Annotated in this window: 12 protein-coding genes; 4 read left to right on the top strand and 8 right to left on the bottom strand. The window is 71.9% G+C overall.

The annotated features are described in order from the left end of the window. Positions 1-50: 50 nt before the first annotated feature. Positions 51-701, bottom strand: coding sequence for a hypothetical protein (locus ABT147_RS32395; protein WP_351412811.1), 651 nt, complete (start codon positions 699-701; stop codon positions 51-53). Positions 702-974: 273 nt separating this feature from the next. Here ABT147_RS32395 and ABT147_RS32390 point away from each other — a divergent pair, with 273 nt between their 5' ends. Both ABT147_RS32390 and ABT147_RS32385 read left to right on the top strand, forming a co-directional pair. Beyond that, entirely contained in the window at positions 975-4,169 is a 3,195-nt protein-coding gene (locus tag ABT147_RS32390; RefSeq protein ID WP_351412809.1) for a helix-turn-helix transcriptional regulator, read from the top strand. A gap of 228 nt (positions 4,170-4,397) precedes the next feature. Next, the gene (locus ABT147_RS32385; protein ID WP_351412807.1) at positions 4,398-6,053 is read left to right on the top strand and encodes an alkaline phosphatase D family protein; all 1,656 of its coding nucleotides are present in this window, start codon (positions 4,398-4,400) and stop codon (positions 6,051-6,053) included. Positions 6,054-6,114: 61 nt separating this feature from the next. Here the strand turns inward: ABT147_RS32385 and ABT147_RS32380 are convergent, their stop codons facing one another. Then, a complete protein-coding gene (locus tag ABT147_RS32380) occupies positions 6,115-6,684 on the bottom strand; it encodes a dienelactone hydrolase family protein (RefSeq protein WP_351412805.1) in 570 nt (189 codons plus the stop codon). Between the two features lie 118 nt (positions 6,685-6,802). Here ABT147_RS32380 and ABT147_RS32375 point away from each other — a divergent pair, with 118 nt between their 5' ends. Next, positions 6,803-7,927 carry a mechanosensitive ion channel family protein gene (locus tag ABT147_RS32375; protein ID WP_351412803.1) on the top strand — a complete coding sequence of 375 codons (1,125 nt, stop codon included), beginning with the start codon at positions 6,803-6,805 and terminating at the stop codon, positions 7,925-7,927. Between the two features lie 295 nt (positions 7,928-8,222). On the opposite strand, the gene ABT147_RS32370 is transcribed toward ABT147_RS32375, so the two are convergent. The 5 genes from ABT147_RS32370 to ABT147_RS32350 form a co-directional block, all read right to left on the bottom strand. Beyond that, entirely contained in the window at positions 8,223-9,809 is a 1,587-nt protein-coding gene (locus ABT147_RS32370; protein ID WP_351412800.1) for a Na+/H+ antiporter, read from the bottom strand. 73 nt (positions 9,810-9,882) lie between these two features. Then, a complete protein-coding gene (locus ABT147_RS32365) occupies positions 9,883-10,359 on the bottom strand; it encodes a GNAT family N-acetyltransferase (RefSeq protein WP_351412883.1) in 477 nt (158 codons plus the stop codon). A gap of 8 nt (positions 10,360-10,367) precedes the next feature. Beyond that, complete coding sequence (locus ABT147_RS32360; RefSeq protein ID WP_351412798.1) at positions 10,368-11,312, bottom strand: RluA family pseudouridine synthase; 945 nt, start codon at positions 11,310-11,312, stop codon at positions 10,368-10,370. Between the two features lie 98 nt (positions 11,313-11,410). Continuing rightward, positions 11,411-12,022 (bottom strand): signal peptidase II, encoded by a 612-nt coding sequence (gene lspA, locus ABT147_RS32355; RefSeq protein WP_351412795.1) that lies wholly within the window; start codon positions 12,020-12,022, stop codon positions 11,411-11,413. 81 nt (positions 12,023-12,103) lie between these two features. After that, a complete protein-coding gene (locus ABT147_RS32350) occupies positions 12,104-13,018 on the bottom strand; it encodes a TraR/DksA family transcriptional regulator (RefSeq protein ID WP_351412793.1) in 915 nt (304 codons plus the stop codon). 650 nt (positions 13,019-13,668) lie between these two features. On the opposite strand from ABT147_RS32350, the gene ileS reads away from it, so the two are divergent. Continuing rightward, positions 13,669-16,812 carry an isoleucine--tRNA ligase gene (gene ileS, locus ABT147_RS32345; RefSeq protein WP_351412791.1) on the top strand — a complete coding sequence of 1,048 codons (3,144 nt, stop codon included), beginning with the start codon at positions 13,669-13,671 and terminating at the stop codon, positions 16,810-16,812. A 454-nt stretch (positions 16,813-17,266) separates the two neighbouring features. Here the strand turns inward: ileS and ABT147_RS32340 are convergent, their stop codons facing one another. Further along, the gene (locus ABT147_RS32340; protein ID WP_351412789.1) at positions 17,267-18,532 is read right to left on the bottom strand and encodes a DivIVA domain-containing protein; all 1,266 of its coding nucleotides are present in this window, start codon (positions 18,530-18,532) and stop codon (positions 17,267-17,269) included. Positions 18,533-18,576 lie beyond the last annotated feature (44 nt).

Genomic DNA, 18,576 nt, shown 5'->3' with positions numbered 1-18,576 from the left:
CCGGAGGCCAGTTTTCCGGAGCACCCGCCCGTCCGTCCCGCGGGGCCGCGCTACGGCGCGATGTACGGCTTGACCCGCCCCCGGTAGTCCTCGGCCCGGACCTCGTTGTAGTACTTGTCGGCGTCCTCGCCGTCCGAGGTGAAGATGTAGGCCGGGCACTCGTCGGACTCGGCCTTGCCGCTGTGCGCGTACTGCTCCTTGCCGGTGCGCGCCTCGACGACCCGCACCCGGTACGCGGTGTTGTACGTCTTGATCTTCAGCGGCTTGCCGTCGGCCTCCATGTCGCAGACCTTGCCGGTCGCGGTGGCCTTGGTGCGCTCGACACAGACGACCAGCTCCGCCTGCTCGGGCTTGTCCTCGTAGTCGAGGAACCAGCCCTTGGGGAAGTCGCCGTCGACGGGCACACTGCTCGTCCAGCCGTCGCCGGTGCTGTTCATGAGCTGCGCCGGGTGCACGGTCTTCTTCGTACGGTCGTAGGCCGGCAGCCCCGCGAAGCCGAGCCCGTCCGTGCAGACCCGCTCCAGGTCCTGGGTGGTCACCGGCACCTCCGGCTCGTCCGCGGCCCTGCCCGCCGCTCCGGCCGACGACGACCCGCCACCACTCCCGCTCCCGGTGGTCCCGGTGGTTCCGGCGGATGACGAACACCCGCACAGGACCACGCCCAGCACTCCGGCGACGCCCCATACCCGGGCACGCTGCATTGACGACCTCCCTGCCGTGAGAAAAGAAGCAGGCAGGGCATGTCCCCCGGGCCATGCCCTGTCCCCCCTGCCCTGCCGAAACAGCAGCGTGCCGGATACCGGGCCCCGGCGTATCGGGGAAGATCCCCCATGTAGTTGTGCGACTCCTGTGAAACTGGGGGCTACCCTGTACGCGCCTCGAAGACGCATTCGAGGAGGTGCCCGGCGGGGGTGACGTACGGGGGCGTACGAGGGTTGCCACGACCATCCCAACAGGGCGCAGGGGGCCTGGAGTTGTCGTCGTTCTCTTTGGTGCCGCCGTTCTCGTCGTTCTCGTCGCTGTCGTCCCCGGCTCTGGTCGGCAGGCAAGCGGAACGGGACCTTCTGGCGGCTGCCGTCCGGGCGGCCCGGGACGGGCGGGGCTCGTCGGTGTTCGTGCTGGGCGAGCCCGGGATCGGCAAGTCCCGGCTCGTCGAGGAGGCCGCGTCCGCCGCCGCGCACGCCGGGGCACGGGTGCTGCGCGGGCGGGCCGCGTCCGCCGGGCGCGCGGTACCGCTGCGCCCGCTGGCGGAGGCCGTGTTCTCGGGGTTACGGGGCGACGGGGCGCCCTCGGGCGGGGATCTCGGCCTCTACGAACCCCTGCTGTCCCGGCTGTGCGGGCTGGCCCCGCAGGACGGCGCACCGCTCGTCGGGTACGCCGAGGCGGTGCTCCGGCTGCTGCACGTCCTCGGCCGGGACGGCGGCTGTGTCCTGGTGCTGGAGGACCTGCACGACGCGGACGCCGACACCCTCGCCATCGTCGACTATCTGACGGACAACCTCTCCGGTCAGCGAACCGTCCTGCTGGCCACCCTGCGCGGCGCGTCCGGCCCGGCGCTGGACCTCGCCGAGTCCGCCACCTCCCGTCGTGCGGCCCGTACGGTCCGCCTCGCCCGCCTCGGGCCGGCCGGCACCGCCGAGCTGGCCGCCCGATGTCTGGGCCACGACGCCGTGGAGGACGTACCGGCGGCGGTGCTGGACCGGCTGCACACCGTCTCCGAGGGCGTCCCCTTCGTGGTGGAGGAACTGCTGCGGGCCATGGTCGACGGCGGCGGTCTCGTCCGGGGCGAGGACTCCCGCTGGACGGTGACCGGCCCCCTCGAAGCCGGTGTCCCGGCCACCGTCGCCGCCGCCGTCCTCCAGCGCGTGGACCAGCTGCCGCCGCCCGGCATCGCCCTCCTGGAGGCGGCGGCGGTGCTCGGGCGGCGTTTCCCCGTGGACATCGCCGCCCGCGCCGCGAACCTGGACCACGCCACCGCCCTCGCCCAGCTCCGCCACGCGGCCCACGCCCACCTCGTCTCCGGCGCCGCCACCCCGTCGGACCCCGGCTGGCACACCTTCCGCCACGCCCTGACCGCCGACGCCATCACCGGACGGCTGCTCCCACCCGAACGCGCGGCCCTCTGCCTGTCGGCGGCGGACGCGATCGAGTCGGCGAGAGAGGCGAAGGGGACGGGCCGTGACGGGACGGGCCGTGACGGGACGGACCGCGAGGGAACGGGCCGTGAGAGGACGGGCCTTCAAGGGCCGCCCCACGCGGGGGCACACGTCGACCTGAACGGCCCGACACGCCCGAGCGCGCCGAGCACCGCGAACACGGCCGACCCCGACACGCCCGCCCCGCCGCACGACCCCCACCAGCCACCCGGCGGGGACGTCGACGACGACCTGTACCGCCTCGCGGCGGAGCTGTGCGTGGCCGGTGGCCGGCCCGCGCGCGCGGCCGTGCTGCTCACCCGGGCCGGCCGGCAGGCGGTGGCGCGGGGTGCCTTGCTGACGGCGGTGGAGCTCCTCGACCGGGGCCTGGAGCTGACCGCCGACACGCCGGACGCCCCGCCCGAGGCCGTGGCCCGGCTGCTGGAGGAACTGCTCGGCACGCTGGTCCTCACCGGCGATGTGACGCGCGTACCCGAACTCGGGGACCGGCTGGACCGTGTCCTGACCGTCTCGGGCGCGCCGGCCGGCCGCCGCGCGGCCGGGTTCCTGACGCGGGCGCGGGCCGCCGCGACCGCCCAGCGGTGGGAGGAGGGCCTGACCGCCGTACGACGGGCGCGGGACCTGCTCGGCGACACGCCCGACCCGGCGTCCCGGGCCGCCCTGGACGCGGTCGCGGCCCATCTGGTGCTCAACTCGCGGCGCCCGGACCGGCTGGAGAGCGCGCGGGCGCTCGCCGAGGGCGCCGTCGCGACCGCCGAGGAGGTGGGGATGCCGGAGGTGGCGTGCAAGGCGCTGAACATGCTCGGGTACTGCCTGCGGCCCCGGGATCTCGGCGAGGCGGAGGAGGCGTTCGCCCGGCTGGTCGCCACCGCCGAGGCCCACGCGCTGCCGGTGTGGCGCATCCGTGGCCTGCTGGAACTGGGGGTGCTCGACCGGGTCCGGTTCACCGGCACCGACCGGTTGCTCGCCGCGCGCGGGGCCGCCGAGGAGACCGGCGCGGTGCTCATGACGGCCTGGGCCGACATGCATCTGACGCTCGCCCACATCCTGCGCGACGAGCAGGACCGGGCCACCGAGTCCGCGCGCCGCCTCCAGTCGACGGCGCGCCGACTGCGGCTGCGCGAGGTGGAGTTGATCGGCGTCGGCGTGGACGGCATCATCGCCGCCTCGCTCGGGGAGCGGGAGAAGCTCGACGCGACCCTGCGCACCCTGGAGCACGCGCTCGCCGGGCGGAGCGCCGGTGCGCTCTGGGGCTACGCCGACACCTCCGTGTGGGGCTGGGCCCAGGGCATCTGCTCCCTGCTGCGGGAGGAACCCGACCGCGCGCTGGCCGAGTTCACCGAGGCGGACGGTGTGATGCGGGCGCTGCCCAGCACCCGTGGCGTCACCGGCTTCCTCGGCCCGTACCTGCTGCTGCGCACCCTGCGCGGCGCGACCGACTGGGACGAGCTCGACGGCCCCGGCACCGAACGGCTCGCCCAGGTCCATTGGGACCGCCCCTTCGCCGGCTGGTCCCGGGCCGTCCTGCTGGGCCGTGAGGGCCGGGCCGCCGAGGCCGCCAAGACGGCGGAGGAGGCGCTGGCCGGGACCGCCGCCATTCCGCTGGCCGCCCATCTCTGTCTGCGGCTGGGCGCCCAGGCCGCACTCGCCGACGGCTGGGGCCGACCCGTCGAATGGCTGCGCTCCGCCGAGCTGTTCTTCCACGACCGGGGCACGACCCGCGTGTCGGCCGCGTGCCGGGCCCTGCTGCGCGAGGCCGGCGCCCCCGTGCCGCGCCGCCGACAAGGCCACGACACGATCCCGCCGGAACTGCGGCGCGCGGGGGTGACCGCCCGGGAGTACGAGGTCCTGCGGCTGCTCGGCGCCCGGCTCGGCAACCAGGAGATCGCCGAGCACCTCTTCCTCTCCCCGCGCACGGTCGAGAAGCACCTCGCCAGCCTCCGCGAACGCACCGGCAGCCCCGACCGCGCCGCCCTGATCGCCCTGGCCAGGCGCTACGCCGACGAGCGATGACCACCGGGCCGTCCCGAGCCCCTCCGCTCCCGGCCCTCGGCTCCCTGCCCTCGACTCTCGCCCCCTCCGTCCCGCTGCGCCCCCTCCATTCCGCTCCCCCCTCCGCTCCGCTCCCGGCCCCTCCGTCCTGTTCACCGGCCGACGAACAACGCACGCCCGCCTGAACATTGAGCGGATTTCGAGCTACCGGCTTACCCCCGGCCCTACCGATCAGTAATCTCATCCGCCGTGACCAGTCGCAGATCCCACTCCCACCTCAACTCTCCCGCCCCGAGCCGCCGTACGGTCGTCAAGGCGGCCACGGCCGGGGCCGTCCTCGCGGCACCGCTGGCCGCCGCGATCCCGGCCCACGCGGCCGATTCCCCCGCCTTCCTGCACGGCGTCGCCTCCGGTGACCCGCTGCCCGACGGGGTCCTGTTGTGGACCCGGGTGACACCCACGGCCGCCGCCATACCCGGCTCCGGACTCGGCCCCGACGTCGAGGTCGGCTGGACCGTCGCTTTGGACAAGGCGTTCACGAACATCGTCGCCAAGGGCTCGACGACCGCGACCGCCGCCTCGGACCACACCGTCAAGGCGGACGTACGCGGCCTCGCGCCCGCGACGAACTACTGGTTCCGTTTCTCCGCCGGCGCCACCGACTCGCCCGTCGCCCGCACCCGCACCGCCCCGGCCGCCGACGCGGCCACCACCGGCCTGCGCTTCGGCGTGGTCTCCTGCGCCAACTGGGAGGGCGGCCACTTCGCCGCCTACCGCCATCTCGCCGCGCGCGGCGACCTGGACGCGTGGCTGCACCTCGGCGACTACATCTACGAGTACGGCACCGGCGAGTACGGCACCCGCGACAAAGTCGTACGGCCGCACGCGCCGGCCCACGAGATCGTCTCCCTCGCCGACTACCGCGTCCGGCACGCCCGTTACAAGACCGACCCGGACCTCCAGGCCCTGCACGCCGCCGCGCCGTGCGTCGCCATCTGGGACGACCACGAGATCGCCAACGACGCCTGGTCGGGCGGCGCCGAGAACCACACCGAGGGCACGGAGGGCACCTGGGCGGCCCGTCAGTCGGCGGCCAAGCAGGCGTACTTCGAGTGGATGCCGGTGCGCCCGGCGATCACCGGAACCACCTACCGCCGACTGCGCTTCGGCAAGCTCGTCGACCTGTCGCTGCTCGACCTGCGGTCCTTCCGCTCGCAGCAGGTGGGCGTCGGCGACGGCGAGGTCGACGACCCGGACCGTACGCTGACCGGCCGGGCCCAGCTCGACTGGCTGAAGGCCGGCCTGAAGTCCTCCGACACGACCTGGCGGCTCGTCGGCAACTCGGTGATGATCGCCCCGTTCGCCCTCGGCAACCTCACCGCCGACCTCTTCGAGCCCCTCGCCGAGCTGCTGGGCCTGCCGAAGGAGGGCCTCGCCCTCAACCCCGACCAGTGGGACGGCTACACCGACGACCGCCGCGAACTCCTGGCCCACCTGCGGGAGAACGCGATCCGCAACACGGTCTTCCTCACCGGCGACATCCACATGGCCTGGGCCAACGACGTGCCGGTCAACGCCGGTACGTATCCGCTGTCGGCCTCCGCCGCCACCGAGTTCGTGGTCACGTCGGTCACCTCCGACAACCTCGACGACCTCGTCAAGGTCCCCGAGGGCACCGTCTCCGCGCTCGCCTCCCCGCTGATCCGCGCCGCCAACCGGCACGTCCACTGGGTCGACACCGACCGGCACGGCTACGGCGTCCTGGACATCACCGCCGCGCGAGCGCAGATGGACTTCTACGTCCTGTCCGACCGCACGAAGGCCGACGCCACGTCGTCCTGGGCACGCTCCTACCGGACGCGCAGCGGCACGCAGAAGGTGGAACGGACGTACGACCCCGTGTAGCCCCGAGAAGGCCTCACGGACCTCACAGATCTCGCAGGAGGTCCCAAAGGTCCCACAGGTCTCACAGGGTTTCGAGGAAGCCGAGCGCCACCCGCCAGGTGGCCTCGGCGGCCTCCTCGTCGTAGTCGGGCAGTTCGGGGTCGGTGTAGAGGTGGCCGGCGCCGGCGTACCGGTAGACCTCGACGTCCGCGCCCGCCTTGCGCATCTGCAGATACCAGGCGCTCAGCCAGTCGTCCGGCTCGAAGGGGTCGGGCTCGGCGATGTGCAGCTGGACGGGCAGGTCGTCCACGGACGCCGAGGCGGCGATGTCCGACGTGCCGTGCAGAAGCAGCAGCCCGCGCGCGTTCTTGTCGCCCAGGGCGAGGGTCTGCGCGGTGGCGGCGCCGAGCGAGAACCCGGCGTAGACGAGCCCTCGCTCCGAGTAGGGCGCGGCGGCCAGGACGGCCCGCTTGAGCAGTTCCTCTCTGCCCAGCTCCTGGTTGAAGGCCATGCCCTCCTCGACCGTGTCGAACGTCCGTCCGCCGAAGAGGTCGGGGGTCCACACCTCGTGCCCGGCGGCGCGCAGCCGGTCCGCGGCCTCGCGCACCGCGGGCCGCAGACCGTAGGTCGAGTGGAAGAGCATGATGTTCATGGGGCCATGGTGCCAGCCGGGTCCGACAGCGAGTTCGGCGACCGGCCCGGCGCCCATACCCAGAGGGCGTCCGAAGTCACATGTTCATGACCCCGTGCGGCCGGTTACGTTCGAAGGCATGGAGAATCTACTCCGCCCATTGATCGTCATCGGCGGCTCGGTCGTCCTCACGCTGCTCATCGGCTGGACGACCGACCTGCTGCTGCGCAAGGCGGACCAGCGGCACCACGAGACACCTCTGTGGGGCCTGCTGCGCCGCGGCCGCATCCCCTACCAGCTGGTCCTGTGCGCGGCCTTCCTCAGAGCCGCGTACGACGAGGCGCAAGTGCTGGAGCAGCACCGCACCGCCGTCGGCCGCACCCTGACGCTCGTACTGATCGGTGCGACGGCCTGGCTGGTGATCCGGATCGTGGCGGCGGTCGTGGAGACCACGTACAGCCGTTACGCCCGCGCCCACCGCGATCCCGCCCGGGTACGCCGGGTGCGGACCCAGGTGACGCTGATCATGCGGGTCGTCGCGGCGATCGTCGGTGTGGTGGCCGTGGCCTCGATGCTGCTGACCTTCCCGGCGATGCGCGCGGCCGGCACCTCGCTGCTGGCCTCGGCCGGGCTCCTGGGCATCGTCGCCGGTATCGCCGCGCAGTCCACGCTGAGCAATCTCTTCGCCGGGCTGCAGATCGCCTTCGGCGACATGGTGCGCCTCGGTGACGTGGTCGTGGTGGAGGGCGAGTGGGGCACGGTCGACGAGATCACCCTCACCTTCCTGACGGTCCGCACCTGGGACGAGCGCCGCATCACGATGCCGGTGTCGTACTTCACCTCGAAGCCCTTCGAGAACTGGTCCCGCGGCGGCGCCCAGATGACCGGCACGGTCTTCCTCCACGTCGACCACGCCGCGCCGCTGCCCGCGATGCGCGAGTTCCTGCGGGACGTCCTGCGGGGCTGCCCCGCCTGGGACGGCCGCCACTTCGACCTGACCGTCACCGACTCGACCCCCTCCACCATGGAGGTCCGCGCCCTCGTCACCGCCAAGGACCCGGACGACCTGTGGACCGTCCGCGTCACCGTCCGCGAACAACTGATCCACTGGCTCACCGAGACCCACCCGTACGCCCTCCCCCGCGTCAACACCACCGACGCGGTCCTCCCCCCGACCCACCCCAACACCCACCGGGACGGCACGATCCCCCGCACCAACCGAAGCCGCGTCCACGAGCCGCCGAGGGCGACGGGCAGAGGCTGACCTCAACGGCCTGTGTCAGCAACATCCACGGGCGCACCGGCCCGGCTCGTCAAGACCCTCACGACGAGCCGGGCCGGCCACACCTCCTCGACGGTCCCCCCCGAAGAACCAGGCGCCAACCCCCCACCCAAGCCAGGCAGATACCACCCACGCCAGGCAGCCGCCACCCACGATCCGCAGCCGCCAACGACGAGCACCCCCCACAGGAAACCCGCACTCCTCCACCAGGGAGTAACGGGCGGTGCGCGGGTGGGAGACCCCCCAACGGCCACCCCCACAACCCGCACCCACCAACTCACCGCAAACTACGCACATCCAAATGCCGAAGCACCCGATCCACCACCTCGGGATTCGCCCCCGGCTCACTCCGCGCCGCCAACACCTCATGCCGAGCCGCGCTCAACATCTCCCCCTGGATCCGCCGCAACTTACGCAGCCGCCGCACCCGCTGCTCATGCCCTTCTCGCCGCTCGTCCTCCCCCACCTCAGGACTGATCCGCACCCCGATCTCGAAGGCCCGCCGCAACAACCGCTCGGACATCTCCTCCGGCAGCTCCTCCACCTCCTCGATCTCCTTGAGCCGCCGCTTCGCCGCCTTCGCCGCCCGCACGGCCAGCACCTTCTCGAACTCCTTCTCGGCCCCCTCGTCCGCCCGCACCCCCAACCGCCGCACCAGCCACGGCAGGGTGAGCCCCTGCAGCACCAGCGTCGCCATGATCACCCCGAACGCGATGAACACGATCTCGTCCCGGTCGGGAAACGGCGCCCCGCTCTCCGTCTCCAGCGGAATCGCGAGCGCCAGCGCCACGGACGCCACCCCCCGCATCCCCGACCACCACATCACCACGGTCTCGCGCCACGACATCGGGATCTCCTCGTCGTAGTCCCGTTTCGCGTGCCACCGCCGCGCGAGCCACGCGGCCGGCAGCAGCCACAGCAGCCGTACGAGCACCACGACGACCACGACGGCCGCCGCCCAGCCGAGCATCTCGCCCCACCGCCCGGACGCCGTACGGATCGCGTTGTGCAGCTCCAGCCCGATCAGCCCGAAGGCGACCCCGGTGACCAGCGTGTCCACGACGTCCCAGACGGTGTGCCCGGCGAGCCGCGTCAGCACGTCGTCCGCCCCGAGCGCGTACTCCGCGAGGAACAGCGCGGTCGTGAGCACCGCGAGCACCCCGGACCCGTGCAGTTCCTCGGCCATCACGTACGACGCGTACGGCACGAGCAGCGTCAGCCCGATCTGGAGGGTGGCGTCCTCCAGGAAGTCCATCAGCTTGTTGGCGGCCCAGCCGAGCGCGACCCCCACGGCGATGGCGACGACGGCCGACAGCACGAGCTGGAGTGCGGCGCGGGGCCACGAGAAGGTGCCGCTGACGGCGGCCGCGATGGCCACGTGGTAGAGCACGATGGCCGTGACGTCGTTGAAGAGGCCCTCGCCCTCCAGGATCGACACCAGTCGGCGTGGCAGCCCTAGCTGTCCCGCCACGGCCGTCGCCGCCACCGGGTCGGGCGGCGCGACGAGCGCGCCGAGCGCCACGGCCGCCGCGACCGGGAGTCCGGGCACGATCGCGTTCGCCACACCGGCCACCGCGGCGGTGGTCACGAACACCAGGGCCACGGCCAGCAGGAGGATCGGCCGCAGATTGGCCGTGAACTGCCGCCAGGACGTCCGCCGCACCGCCGCGTAGAGCAGTGGCGGCAACAGCAGCGGCAGGATGAGGTCCGGCGGGATCTCGACGTTGGGCACGAACCCCGGCACGGCGAGCGCGATGCCGAGCAGGGTCATCAGCACCGGCGCCGGCAGCTTCAGCCGCTCCCCCACCGGAACACTGACCACGGCCCCGACCAGCAGGACGAAGAACAGGGCCAACTGATCCATGGGGGCGCTCCGCTGGTGCTAGACGATCAAGACCGACCGGATGCCCAGGGTGCCCCACCCGCACCGCCGAACGCTAAAGCATCCGCCGCATCGCCCGATGAGGTATCCCCGCGTCCAGGAACTCCGGCCCGTAGGCCGCATACCCCAGTCGCTCGTAGAAACCCAGCGCATGGGTCTGCGCCCCGAGGTCCACCGCGGTCAGGCCGCGCTCGCGCGCCGCCTCCTCGACGGCCCGCACCAGCGCGACCCCGACGCCCAGCCCCCTGGCCTCCCGGACGACCGCGAGCCGCCCCAGGGACCCCACACCGGGAGCCCCACCGGTCTTGCCGGCGGCGGCCTCCCCGAACAGCAGCCGTCCGGCGCCGAGGGGCACCCCGTCGCCCCGTACGGCGAGGACGTGCACGGCCCCGGCGTCGTACGCGTCGTACTCCAGGTCCTCCGGCACCCGCTGCTCGACGACGAAGACCTCCTTGCGCACCGCGAAGCACGCCTCGCGGTCGCCGGGGCCGTCGGCGACGCGCACCTCGTAGGACACCGGCCCGGGGCTCACGCCGGGATTCACGCGTACGTCTCCTCGCGCACCTTGTCGAGGGCCTTCTGGAGATCCTCGGGGTAGTCGCTCTCGAACTCGACCCAGCTCCCGTCCCCGGGGTGCTCGAAGCCGAGCCGCACGGCGTGCAGCCACTGGCGGGTGATGCCGAGCCGCTTGGCGAGCGTCGGGTCGGCGCCGTACGTCAGGTCGCCGACGCACGGGTGCCGGTGGGCGGACATGTGGACGCGGATCTGGTGGGTGCGTCCGGTCTCCAGCTTGATGTCGAGGAGCGAGGCGGCGCGGAAGGCCTCGACCAGGTCGTAGTGCGTGACCGACGGCTTGCCCTCGGCGGTGACGGCCCACTTGTAGTCGTGGTTGGGGTGCCGTCCGATGGGCGCGTCGATGGTGCCGCTCGTGGGGTCGGGGTGGCCCTGGACCAGCGCGTGGTACCGCTTGTCGACGGTCCGCTCCTTGAACTGGCGCTTCAGGGAGGTGTACGCGTACTCCGACTTGGCGACCGTCATGAGGCCCGAGGTGCCCACGTCGAGCCGGTGCACGATGCCCTGGCGCTCGGCGGCGCCGGACGTCGAGATCCGGTACCCGGCGGCGGCGAGGCCGCCGATGACGGTCGGTCCGGACCAGCCGGGGCTGGGGTGCGCGGCCACGCCGACCGGCTTGACGATCACGAGCACGTCGTCGTCGTCGTGCACGATCTCCATGCCCTCGACCGGCTCGGCGACGATCCGCACCGGCGCGGGCGCCTGTGGCATCTCGACCTCCAGCCAGGCCCCGCCGTGCACCCGCTCCGACTTGCCGACCACCGATCCGTCGACCGTGACCTTCCCCGCGGCCGCGAGCTCGGCGGCCTTGGTACGGGAGAAGCCGAACATGCGGGAGATGGCGGCGTCGACACGCTCGCCCTCCAGGCCGTCGGGCACGGGCAGGTTTCGGATCTCGGGAATCGTGCTCACCCGTCGAGTATGCCGGACGGGCGAGAGGCACCCGACCGCGCCTGTGGATAACTCCAGGTGGCCCGCTCGGCCCTCAGCCCGTTCAGTCCTTCAGTCCTTCAGTCCTTGTGAACGGTCCCGTCCGGGTCGAGCCCCCGGAACGACAGCAGCACGATCAGGATGCCGCCGCACACGATGGCCGAATCCGCGAGGTTGAACACCGCGAACCCCTTGGGCGCGATGAAGTCGACGACCGCGCCCTCGAAGACACCCGGCGACCGGAAGATCCGGTCGGTGAGGTTGCCCAGCGCGCCGCCGAGCAGCAGGCCGAGGGCGATCGCCCAGGGCAGGCTGTAGAGCTTGCGGGCGAGCCGGGCGATCACCACGATCACGATCGTCGCGATGACCGTGAAGATGATCGTGAAGGCCTCGCCGAAGCCGAAGGCCGCGCCCGCGTTGCGGATCGCCTCGAACTTCAGCCAGTCCCCGATGATCTCGATCGGCTCGTGGTGCTCCAGCTTCGCGACCACGATCATCTTGCTGACCAGGTCGAGCGCGTACGCCAGCGCGGCGACCCCGAACAGCACGGCGATACGGCGCTTCCCGCGCGGCCGCGCGGCCGCGTCGCCCCGCTCCGCCACGGCACCGTTCTCGCCGTCGGACTGCTCCGGGTCGGCCCCCGCCGCGTCTGGAATGTCCGGCGTACCGATGATGCGCTCCGCCTCTGCCACGTGTGTCCCTCAACCTAGGTTCCCGACTGAGGACAAAGGTACGACACGACCCGCGCGGACCAGGGGCTCAGGCGACGATCGCTAGCGCCGTTCCTGCTTCTGCTTGCACTCCACGCACAGTGTGGCCCGGGGGAATGCCTGCATCCGTGCCTTTCCGATCGCATTGCCGCAGTTCTCGCAGAGCCCGTACGTGCCCGAGGCGAGCCGCTCCAGGGCGCGCTCGGTCTGGTCGAGCATCTCGCGCGCGTTGTGGGCGAGCGACAGCTCGTGCTCGCGCGTGATGTTCTTCGCCCCGGTGTCGGCCTGGTCGTCGCCCGCGCCGTCCCCCGAGTCCCGCATCAGGCCCGTGAGCGACCGCTCGGAGGCCTCCAGCTCGGCCCGCAGCCGCACGGCCTCGGACTGCAGCTCCGTCCGGGCCTCGGCGACCTCGTCCGGGCTCCAGGGGTCCTCGCCGGGGCGTACCGCGAGCTCGCCGGGCTCCACCGCGGCGGGCCGTGCCTTGGGGACGGCGGAGGGCTTCCTCTTCGCCGCCGTAGCCGTGCCAGGAGTGTTCTTAGCAACCACCGTCGTGGCTCCCGTCGTCTCGGCGGCCTCGGCCGCGCCCGCCTTCTTGACCGTGCTCTTCTTCACAGAGGGGCTCTTCGCCGCACTCTTCGCCGTGCTCCCGCCGACCGCGCCCTTCACGGAAGCACGCTTCCCGGCGGCGGCCTTCCCGGCAGTCGTCGTCTTCCCGGTCGTCGTCGTCTTCTCGGCCGCCTTCGCCCTCTTGGCCGCGCTCTTCTTCACAGGCGTCTTCTCGACGACCGCCCTCTCGACCACCGCCTTCTCGGCGACCGTCTTCTTGGCCACCGCCCGCTTCGCCACCGCCTTCTTCGCCACGCTCTTCTTGCCGGCCGCCTTCACCGCCGCGGTCTTCCCGCCCTCGCCTCCGCCGCCGGAGGCCACCGTGGATCTGCCGGACGCCGACTGCTGTACGGCGGTCTTCTTCGCCACCATGGCCGCGGCCCCTTCACATATTGTGATCTTGCACGCGAATCGTGCTGGGACGATAAATCGACCTGAGTCCCTCGGCAACGGGGCGAACCACCCATTCCACCCGCCCCACGACCGTCGCGCGACGAGCCTGCAAGCGTTGTGCCCAGCTCCCCGCCGGGTATTCCGCCATGCGGGACGTCCCAGGATCCGGACGCCCGACCCGCTCCATTCGGGTCACCGCGCAGGTCACCGCACCCCCGGCCGACAAGCCCGCCCGAGGCCCCGCCCCACCCCTCCCAGGGCCCCCGGAAATCCGGTCGGCCGCTGTCCGTGCGGCGCCGTACACTGGGCGCAGCGAGAAGCGTGGATGGGGACGAGTAGCGTCGTACGCAGCCCAGAGCGACCCGGGGACGGTGGAAGCCCGGGGGCGAGCGCGATGTGAAGATCACCCCGGAGCCGCCGGAAGAAAGCCACAGCCCCTGTCGCATTCCATGGGGCACGGCGAGTAGACCCGGTATCGCGACCCCAATGAGGGGGCTCACCGGCGCGCACGGCGCACAGGAGAGCCAAGGAGGGTGGTACCGCGGGAGCGCGCCGCACACGGCGTACGAAGGATCGAAGCTCTCGTCCCTCCGACGGAAGGCAGCAAGTCCGTTGGAGGAAGCTCGCTCATGACAGAGCCGACGTATCGTCAGGTGCCCGCCCAGGTCGATCTGCCCGCCCTTGAGCACGCGGTGCTCGACTTCTGGCGCGAGCAGAAGATCTTCACCAAGAGCCTGGAGCAGTCCGAGGGCCGCCCCGAGTGGGTGTTCTACGAGGGGCCTCCCACCGCCAACGGCATGCCGGGCGCCCACCACATCGAGGCCCGCGTCTTCAAGGACGTCTTCCCCCGCTTCCGCACGATGCGCGGCTACCACGTGGCCCGCAAGGCCGGCTGGGACTGCCACGGCCTGCCCGTGGAGCTGGCGGTCGAGAAGGAACTCGGCTTCAACGGCAAGAAGGACATCGAGGCGTACGGCATCGCCGAGTTCAACGCCAGGTGCCGTGACTCGGTGACCCGGCACACCGACGCCTTCACCGAGCTGACGACCCGCATGGGCTACTGGGTCGACCTCGACGACGCCTACCGGACCATGGACCCCGAGTACGTGGAGTCCGTCTGGTGGTCGCTCAAGGAGATCTTCAACAAGGGTCTGCTGGTCCAGGACCACCGCGTCGCCCCCTGGTGCCCCCGCTGCGGCACCGGTCTGTCGGACCACGAGCTGGCGCAGGGCTACGAGACGGTCGTCGACCCCTCGGTGTACGTCCGTTTCCCGCTCACCTCCGGTCCGCTCGCCGGTGAGGCAGCGCTCCTGGTGTGGACGACCACGCCGTGGACGCTGGTGTCCAACACCGCGGTCGCCGCCCACCCCGAGGTCACCTATGTGGTCGCCACGGACGGCACGGAGAAGGTCGTCGTCGCCGAGCCGCTCGTCGCCAAGGCGCTCGGCGAGGGCTGGGAGACCACCGGCCAGACCTTCACCGGCGCCGAAATGGAGCGCTGGACCTATCAACGTCCGTTCGAGCTCGTGGAGTTCCCGGAAACGGCCCATTTCGTCGTCAACGCCGAATACGTCACCACCGAGGACGGTACGGGCCTGGTCCACCAGTCCCCCGCCTTCGGTGAGGACGACCTCAAGGTCTGCCGCGCGTACGGCCTGCCCGTCGTGAACCCCGTCCGCCCCGACGGCACGTTCGAGGAGGACGTCCCGCTGGTCGGCGGCGTCTTCTTCAAGAAGGCGGACGAAAAGCTGACCGAGGACCTCCAGAGCCGCGGCCTGCTCTTCCGGCACATCCCGTACGAGCACAGCTACCCGCACTGCTGGCGCTGCCACACCGCGCTCCTCTACTACGCGCAGCCGTCCTGGTACATCCGCACCACCGCCGTCAAGGACCGTCTCCTCCAGGAGAACGAGAAGACCAACTGGTTCCCCGACTCCGTCAAGCACGGCCGCTTCGGCGACTGGCTGAACAACAACATCGACTGGGCGCTCTCCCGCAGCCGCTACTGGGGCACCCCGCTGCCGATCTGGCGCTGCGAGGAGGGCCACCTCACCTGCGTCGGCTCCCGCGAGGAGCTGACACAGCTCTCCGGCACCGACCAGTCCGAGCTGGACCCGCACCGCCCGTTCATCGACGCGGTCACCTTCCCCTGCCCTCAGGACGGCTGCGGTACGACGGCCACCCGCGTCCCGGAGGTCATCGACGCCTGGTACGACTCGGGTTCGATGCCGTTCGCGCAGTGGGGCTACCCGTACAAGAACAAGGAACTCTTCGAGTCCCGCTACCCGGCCCAGTTCATCAGCGAGGCCATCGACCAGACCCGCGGCTGGTTCTACACACTGATGGCCGTCGGCACCCTGGTGTTCGACAAGTCGTCGTACGAGAACGTCGTGTGCCTCGGCCACATCCTCGCCGAGGACGGCCGCAAGATGTCCAAGCACCTCGGCAACATCCTCCAGCCCATCCCGCTCATGGACCAGCACGGCGCCGACGCGGTCCGCTGGTTCATGGCGGCCGGCGGCTCCCCCTGGGCGGCCCGCCGGGTCGGCCACGGCACGATCCAGGAAGTGGTGCGGAAGACCCTCCTCACCTACTGGAACACGGTCGCCTTCCAGGCCCTTTACGCCCGCACGTCCAACTGGGCGCCCAGCGCGGCGGATCCGGCCCCGGCCGACCGCCCGGTCCTGGACCGCTGGCTGCTGTCCGAACTCCACGCCCTCACCGACCAGGTGACCGGCGCCCTGGAGGCCTACGACACCCAGCGCGCCGGCAAGCTCCTCTCGGCGTTCGTCGACGATCTGTCCAACTGGTACGTACGCCGGTCGCGTCGTCGCTTCTGGCAGGGCGACAAGGCGGCGCTGCGCACCCTGCACGAGGTCGTCGAGACGGTCACGAAGCTGATGGCGCCGCTGACCCCGTTCATCACCGAGCGGGTCTGGCAGGACCTGATCGTGCCGGTCTCGCCGGGCGCCCCCGAGTCGGTGCACCTGGCCTCGTGGCCGGAGGCCGACCTCTCCGCGATCGACCCCGAGCTGTCGAAGCAGATGGTCCTCGTCCGGCGCCTGGTGGAGCTGGGCCGCGCCACGCGCGCGGAGTCGGGCGTCAAGACCCGCCAGCCCCTCTCACGCGCCCTGGTGGCCGCGACGGGCTTCGACTCCCTAGACCCCGAACTGCACGCGCAGATCACGGAGGAGCTGAACGTCAGCTCGCTCGCCTCGCTCTCCGAGGTCGGCGGCTCCCTGGTGGACACCACCGCCAAGGCCAACTTCCGCGCCCTGGGCAAGCGGTTCGGCAAGCGGGTCCAGGACGTGGCCAAGGCCGTGGCGAACGCGGACGCGGCGGCCCTGTCCCTCGCCCTGCGCGAGGGCACCGCCTCGGTCGAGGTGGACGGCGAGACGATCACCCTCGCCCCCGACGAGGTCATCATCACGGAGACCCCGCGCGAGGGCTGGTCGGTGGCCTCCGACTCCGGCGCCACGGTCGCCCTCGACCTGGAGATCACGGAGGAGCTGCGCCGGGCGGGCCTGGCCCGTGACGCGATCCGCCTGATCCAGGAGGCCCGCAAGAACAGCGGCCTGGACGTGGCCGACCGTATCGCCCTCCGCTGGAGCGCGGCCGACCCGGCGGTGACCGCCGCCCTGACCGAGCACTCGGCCCTGATCGCCGACGAGGTCCTGGCCACGGACTTCGCCTCCGGCGAGGCCGACGCCACGTACGGCACGCCGTTCACGGACGAGGGGCTCACGCTGACCTTCCGCCTGCGCAAGGTCTGACCGACGGCGCCCGCGCGACGCATGGCCGACAGCGCCCGCCATGGCCGACAGCGTCTGCCGCGGACGGCCGTCCCCGGACCGCGGGCGGTAGGTGGCTGGTCGCGCAGTTCCCCGCGCCCCTGGAGAGGCTGCGTCCCTCCAGGGGCGCCCCCCCACACACTGCGGGCAATCGTGCCGCTGGGGCGGCACGGGTGGGCGCAGCGGCACCCGGCAAAGCGCCGGTGAGCGAAACCCCGCCCGAGCCCAGCACCACCCCCGGGCACCCAGAAGGCCTGGGGCACCGAAAAGATTCGGCGCCCCAGGCCTTCGGCGTTGCGTACGCCACACATCCGCACCCATCCCCGAACAAGCACCCAGGAACTCCGACCGCGCACAGCAAAAGGGCGGGGCCCCGGACGAAAATCCGGGGCCCCGCCCTTGAACGCTGCCGACGCCTACGGCGTACCAGTAATCGTCAGTTGTCGTCCTCGTCGATGAGGAACCCACGCATCGGCGAGGGAGCCTGCCCCATCGGAGAGGGACCCTGCGGCCGGACCGGAGCCATCGGCTGGGTCATGGCCGGCGACATCTGCTGCTGACCGCCGTAGGAAGGCGCGGCCGGAGCAGGGGCGCCCATACCGCCGCCCATGCCTCCACCCATGCCGCCCGGGTTGCCGCCGTACGACGGGGCGCTCGCGCCGGCCGGAGCCATGGAGGGCGCCGGGGACGGCGGCAGCGACGCGGTCGCCGGAGTGCGCGGCGGAGCCAGCGAGTCGTCCGCCTGGGTCTCCAGCTGACGCAGCTGCGACTCCAGGTACGACTTCAGACGCGTGCGGTACTCGCGCTCGAAGCCGCGCAGATCCTCGACCTTGCGCTCCAGCGTGGCGCGGGCGGACTCCAGGGAGCCCATCGCGACACGGTGCTTCTCCTGCGCGTCCCGCTCCAGCGCGTCGGCCTTGGCACGGGCGTCCCGCTCCAGACCCTCGGCGCGGCTACGGGCCTCACCGACGATCTTGTTGGCCTCGGAACGTGCCTCGGCGATCGCCTGGTCGGCGGTCTGCTGGGCCAGCGAGAGCACACGCGCGGCGCTGTCGCCGCCGGGACCCTGACCGGGGCCGCCCATCGGACCACCCATGGGGCCGCCCATCGGGCCACCCATCTGCTGCATGGGAGGCTGGCCGCCCATCGGACCCTGGCCCATCTGGCCCTGGCCCATCTGCTGCTGCATCTGGCCCTGACCCATGGGGCCCTGGCCCATCGGTCCCTGACCCATCGGGCCGGGACCCTGCTGCCCTTGGCCACCAGGGCCCGCGGGCAGCTGCGGAGCGCCGCTCGGCAGCTGGGGCGGGCCACCCATGGGGCCCCCCATCTGCTGCGGCGGGCCCGATATCCCAGCGGGTACGGGTCCACCGGGACCGCGCATACCCTGCTGAGGCATTCCGCCCTGTTGCTGCATACCGCCCTGCTGCATGCCGCCCTGCTGCTGCATGCCACCTTGCTGCATGCCGCCCTGCTGCTGGTCCTGGGGCTCCGGCGGCTTGCGCATGTTCTGCTGGTTCTGGGCAGCAGCGCGCGTGGCCGCGGCCAGTTTGGCGCGCAGGTCCTCGTTCTCGCGGAGCAGGCGCGTCAGTTCGGCTTCGACCTCATCGAGGAAGGCATCGACCTCGTCCTCGTCATAGCCTTCTCGGAGGCGGACGGTCGTGAACTGCTTGTTCCGCACGTCCTCGGGGGTCAACGGCATCTCTTCACCTCAACGTAGTCGTCGGCATTCGGCAAGACCGCATC

Origin of the sequence: Streptomyces sp. NPDC001868, assembly GCF_040297125.1 — a bacterium.
Lineage (GTDB): Bacteria > Actinomycetota > Actinomycetes > Streptomycetales > Streptomycetaceae > Streptomyces.
This window is presented reverse-complemented; position numbering and strand designations above follow the sequence as displayed.

Bases quoted from the DNA above. Each gene is read 5' to 3' on its own strand.
- ABT147_RS32340 (WP_351412789.1), bottom strand. From the start codon at position 18,532: ATGCCGTTGACCCCCGAGGACGTGCGGAACAAGCAGTTCACGACCGTC.
- ABT147_RS32375 (WP_351412803.1), top strand. From the start codon at position 6,803: ATGGAGAATCTACTCCGCCCATTGATCGTCATCGGCGGCTCGGTCGTC.
- ABT147_RS32380 (WP_351412805.1), bottom strand. From the start codon at position 6,684: ATGAACATCATGCTCTTCCACTCGACCTACGGTCTGCGGCCCGCGGTG.
- ileS (WP_351412791.1), top strand. From the start codon at position 13,669: ATGACAGAGCCGACGTATCGTCAGGTGCCCGCCCAGGTCGATCTGCCC.
- ABT147_RS32370 (WP_351412800.1), bottom strand. From the start codon at position 9,809: ATGGATCAGTTGGCCCTGTTCTTCGTCCTGCTGGTCGGGGCCGTGGTC.
- ABT147_RS32350 (WP_351412793.1), bottom strand. From the start codon at position 13,018: ATGGTGGCGAAGAAGACCGCCGTACAGCAGTCGGCGTCCGGCAGATCC.
- ABT147_RS32395 (WP_351412811.1), bottom strand. From the start codon at position 701: ATGCAGCGTGCCCGGGTATGGGGCGTCGCCGGAGTGCTGGGCGTGGTC.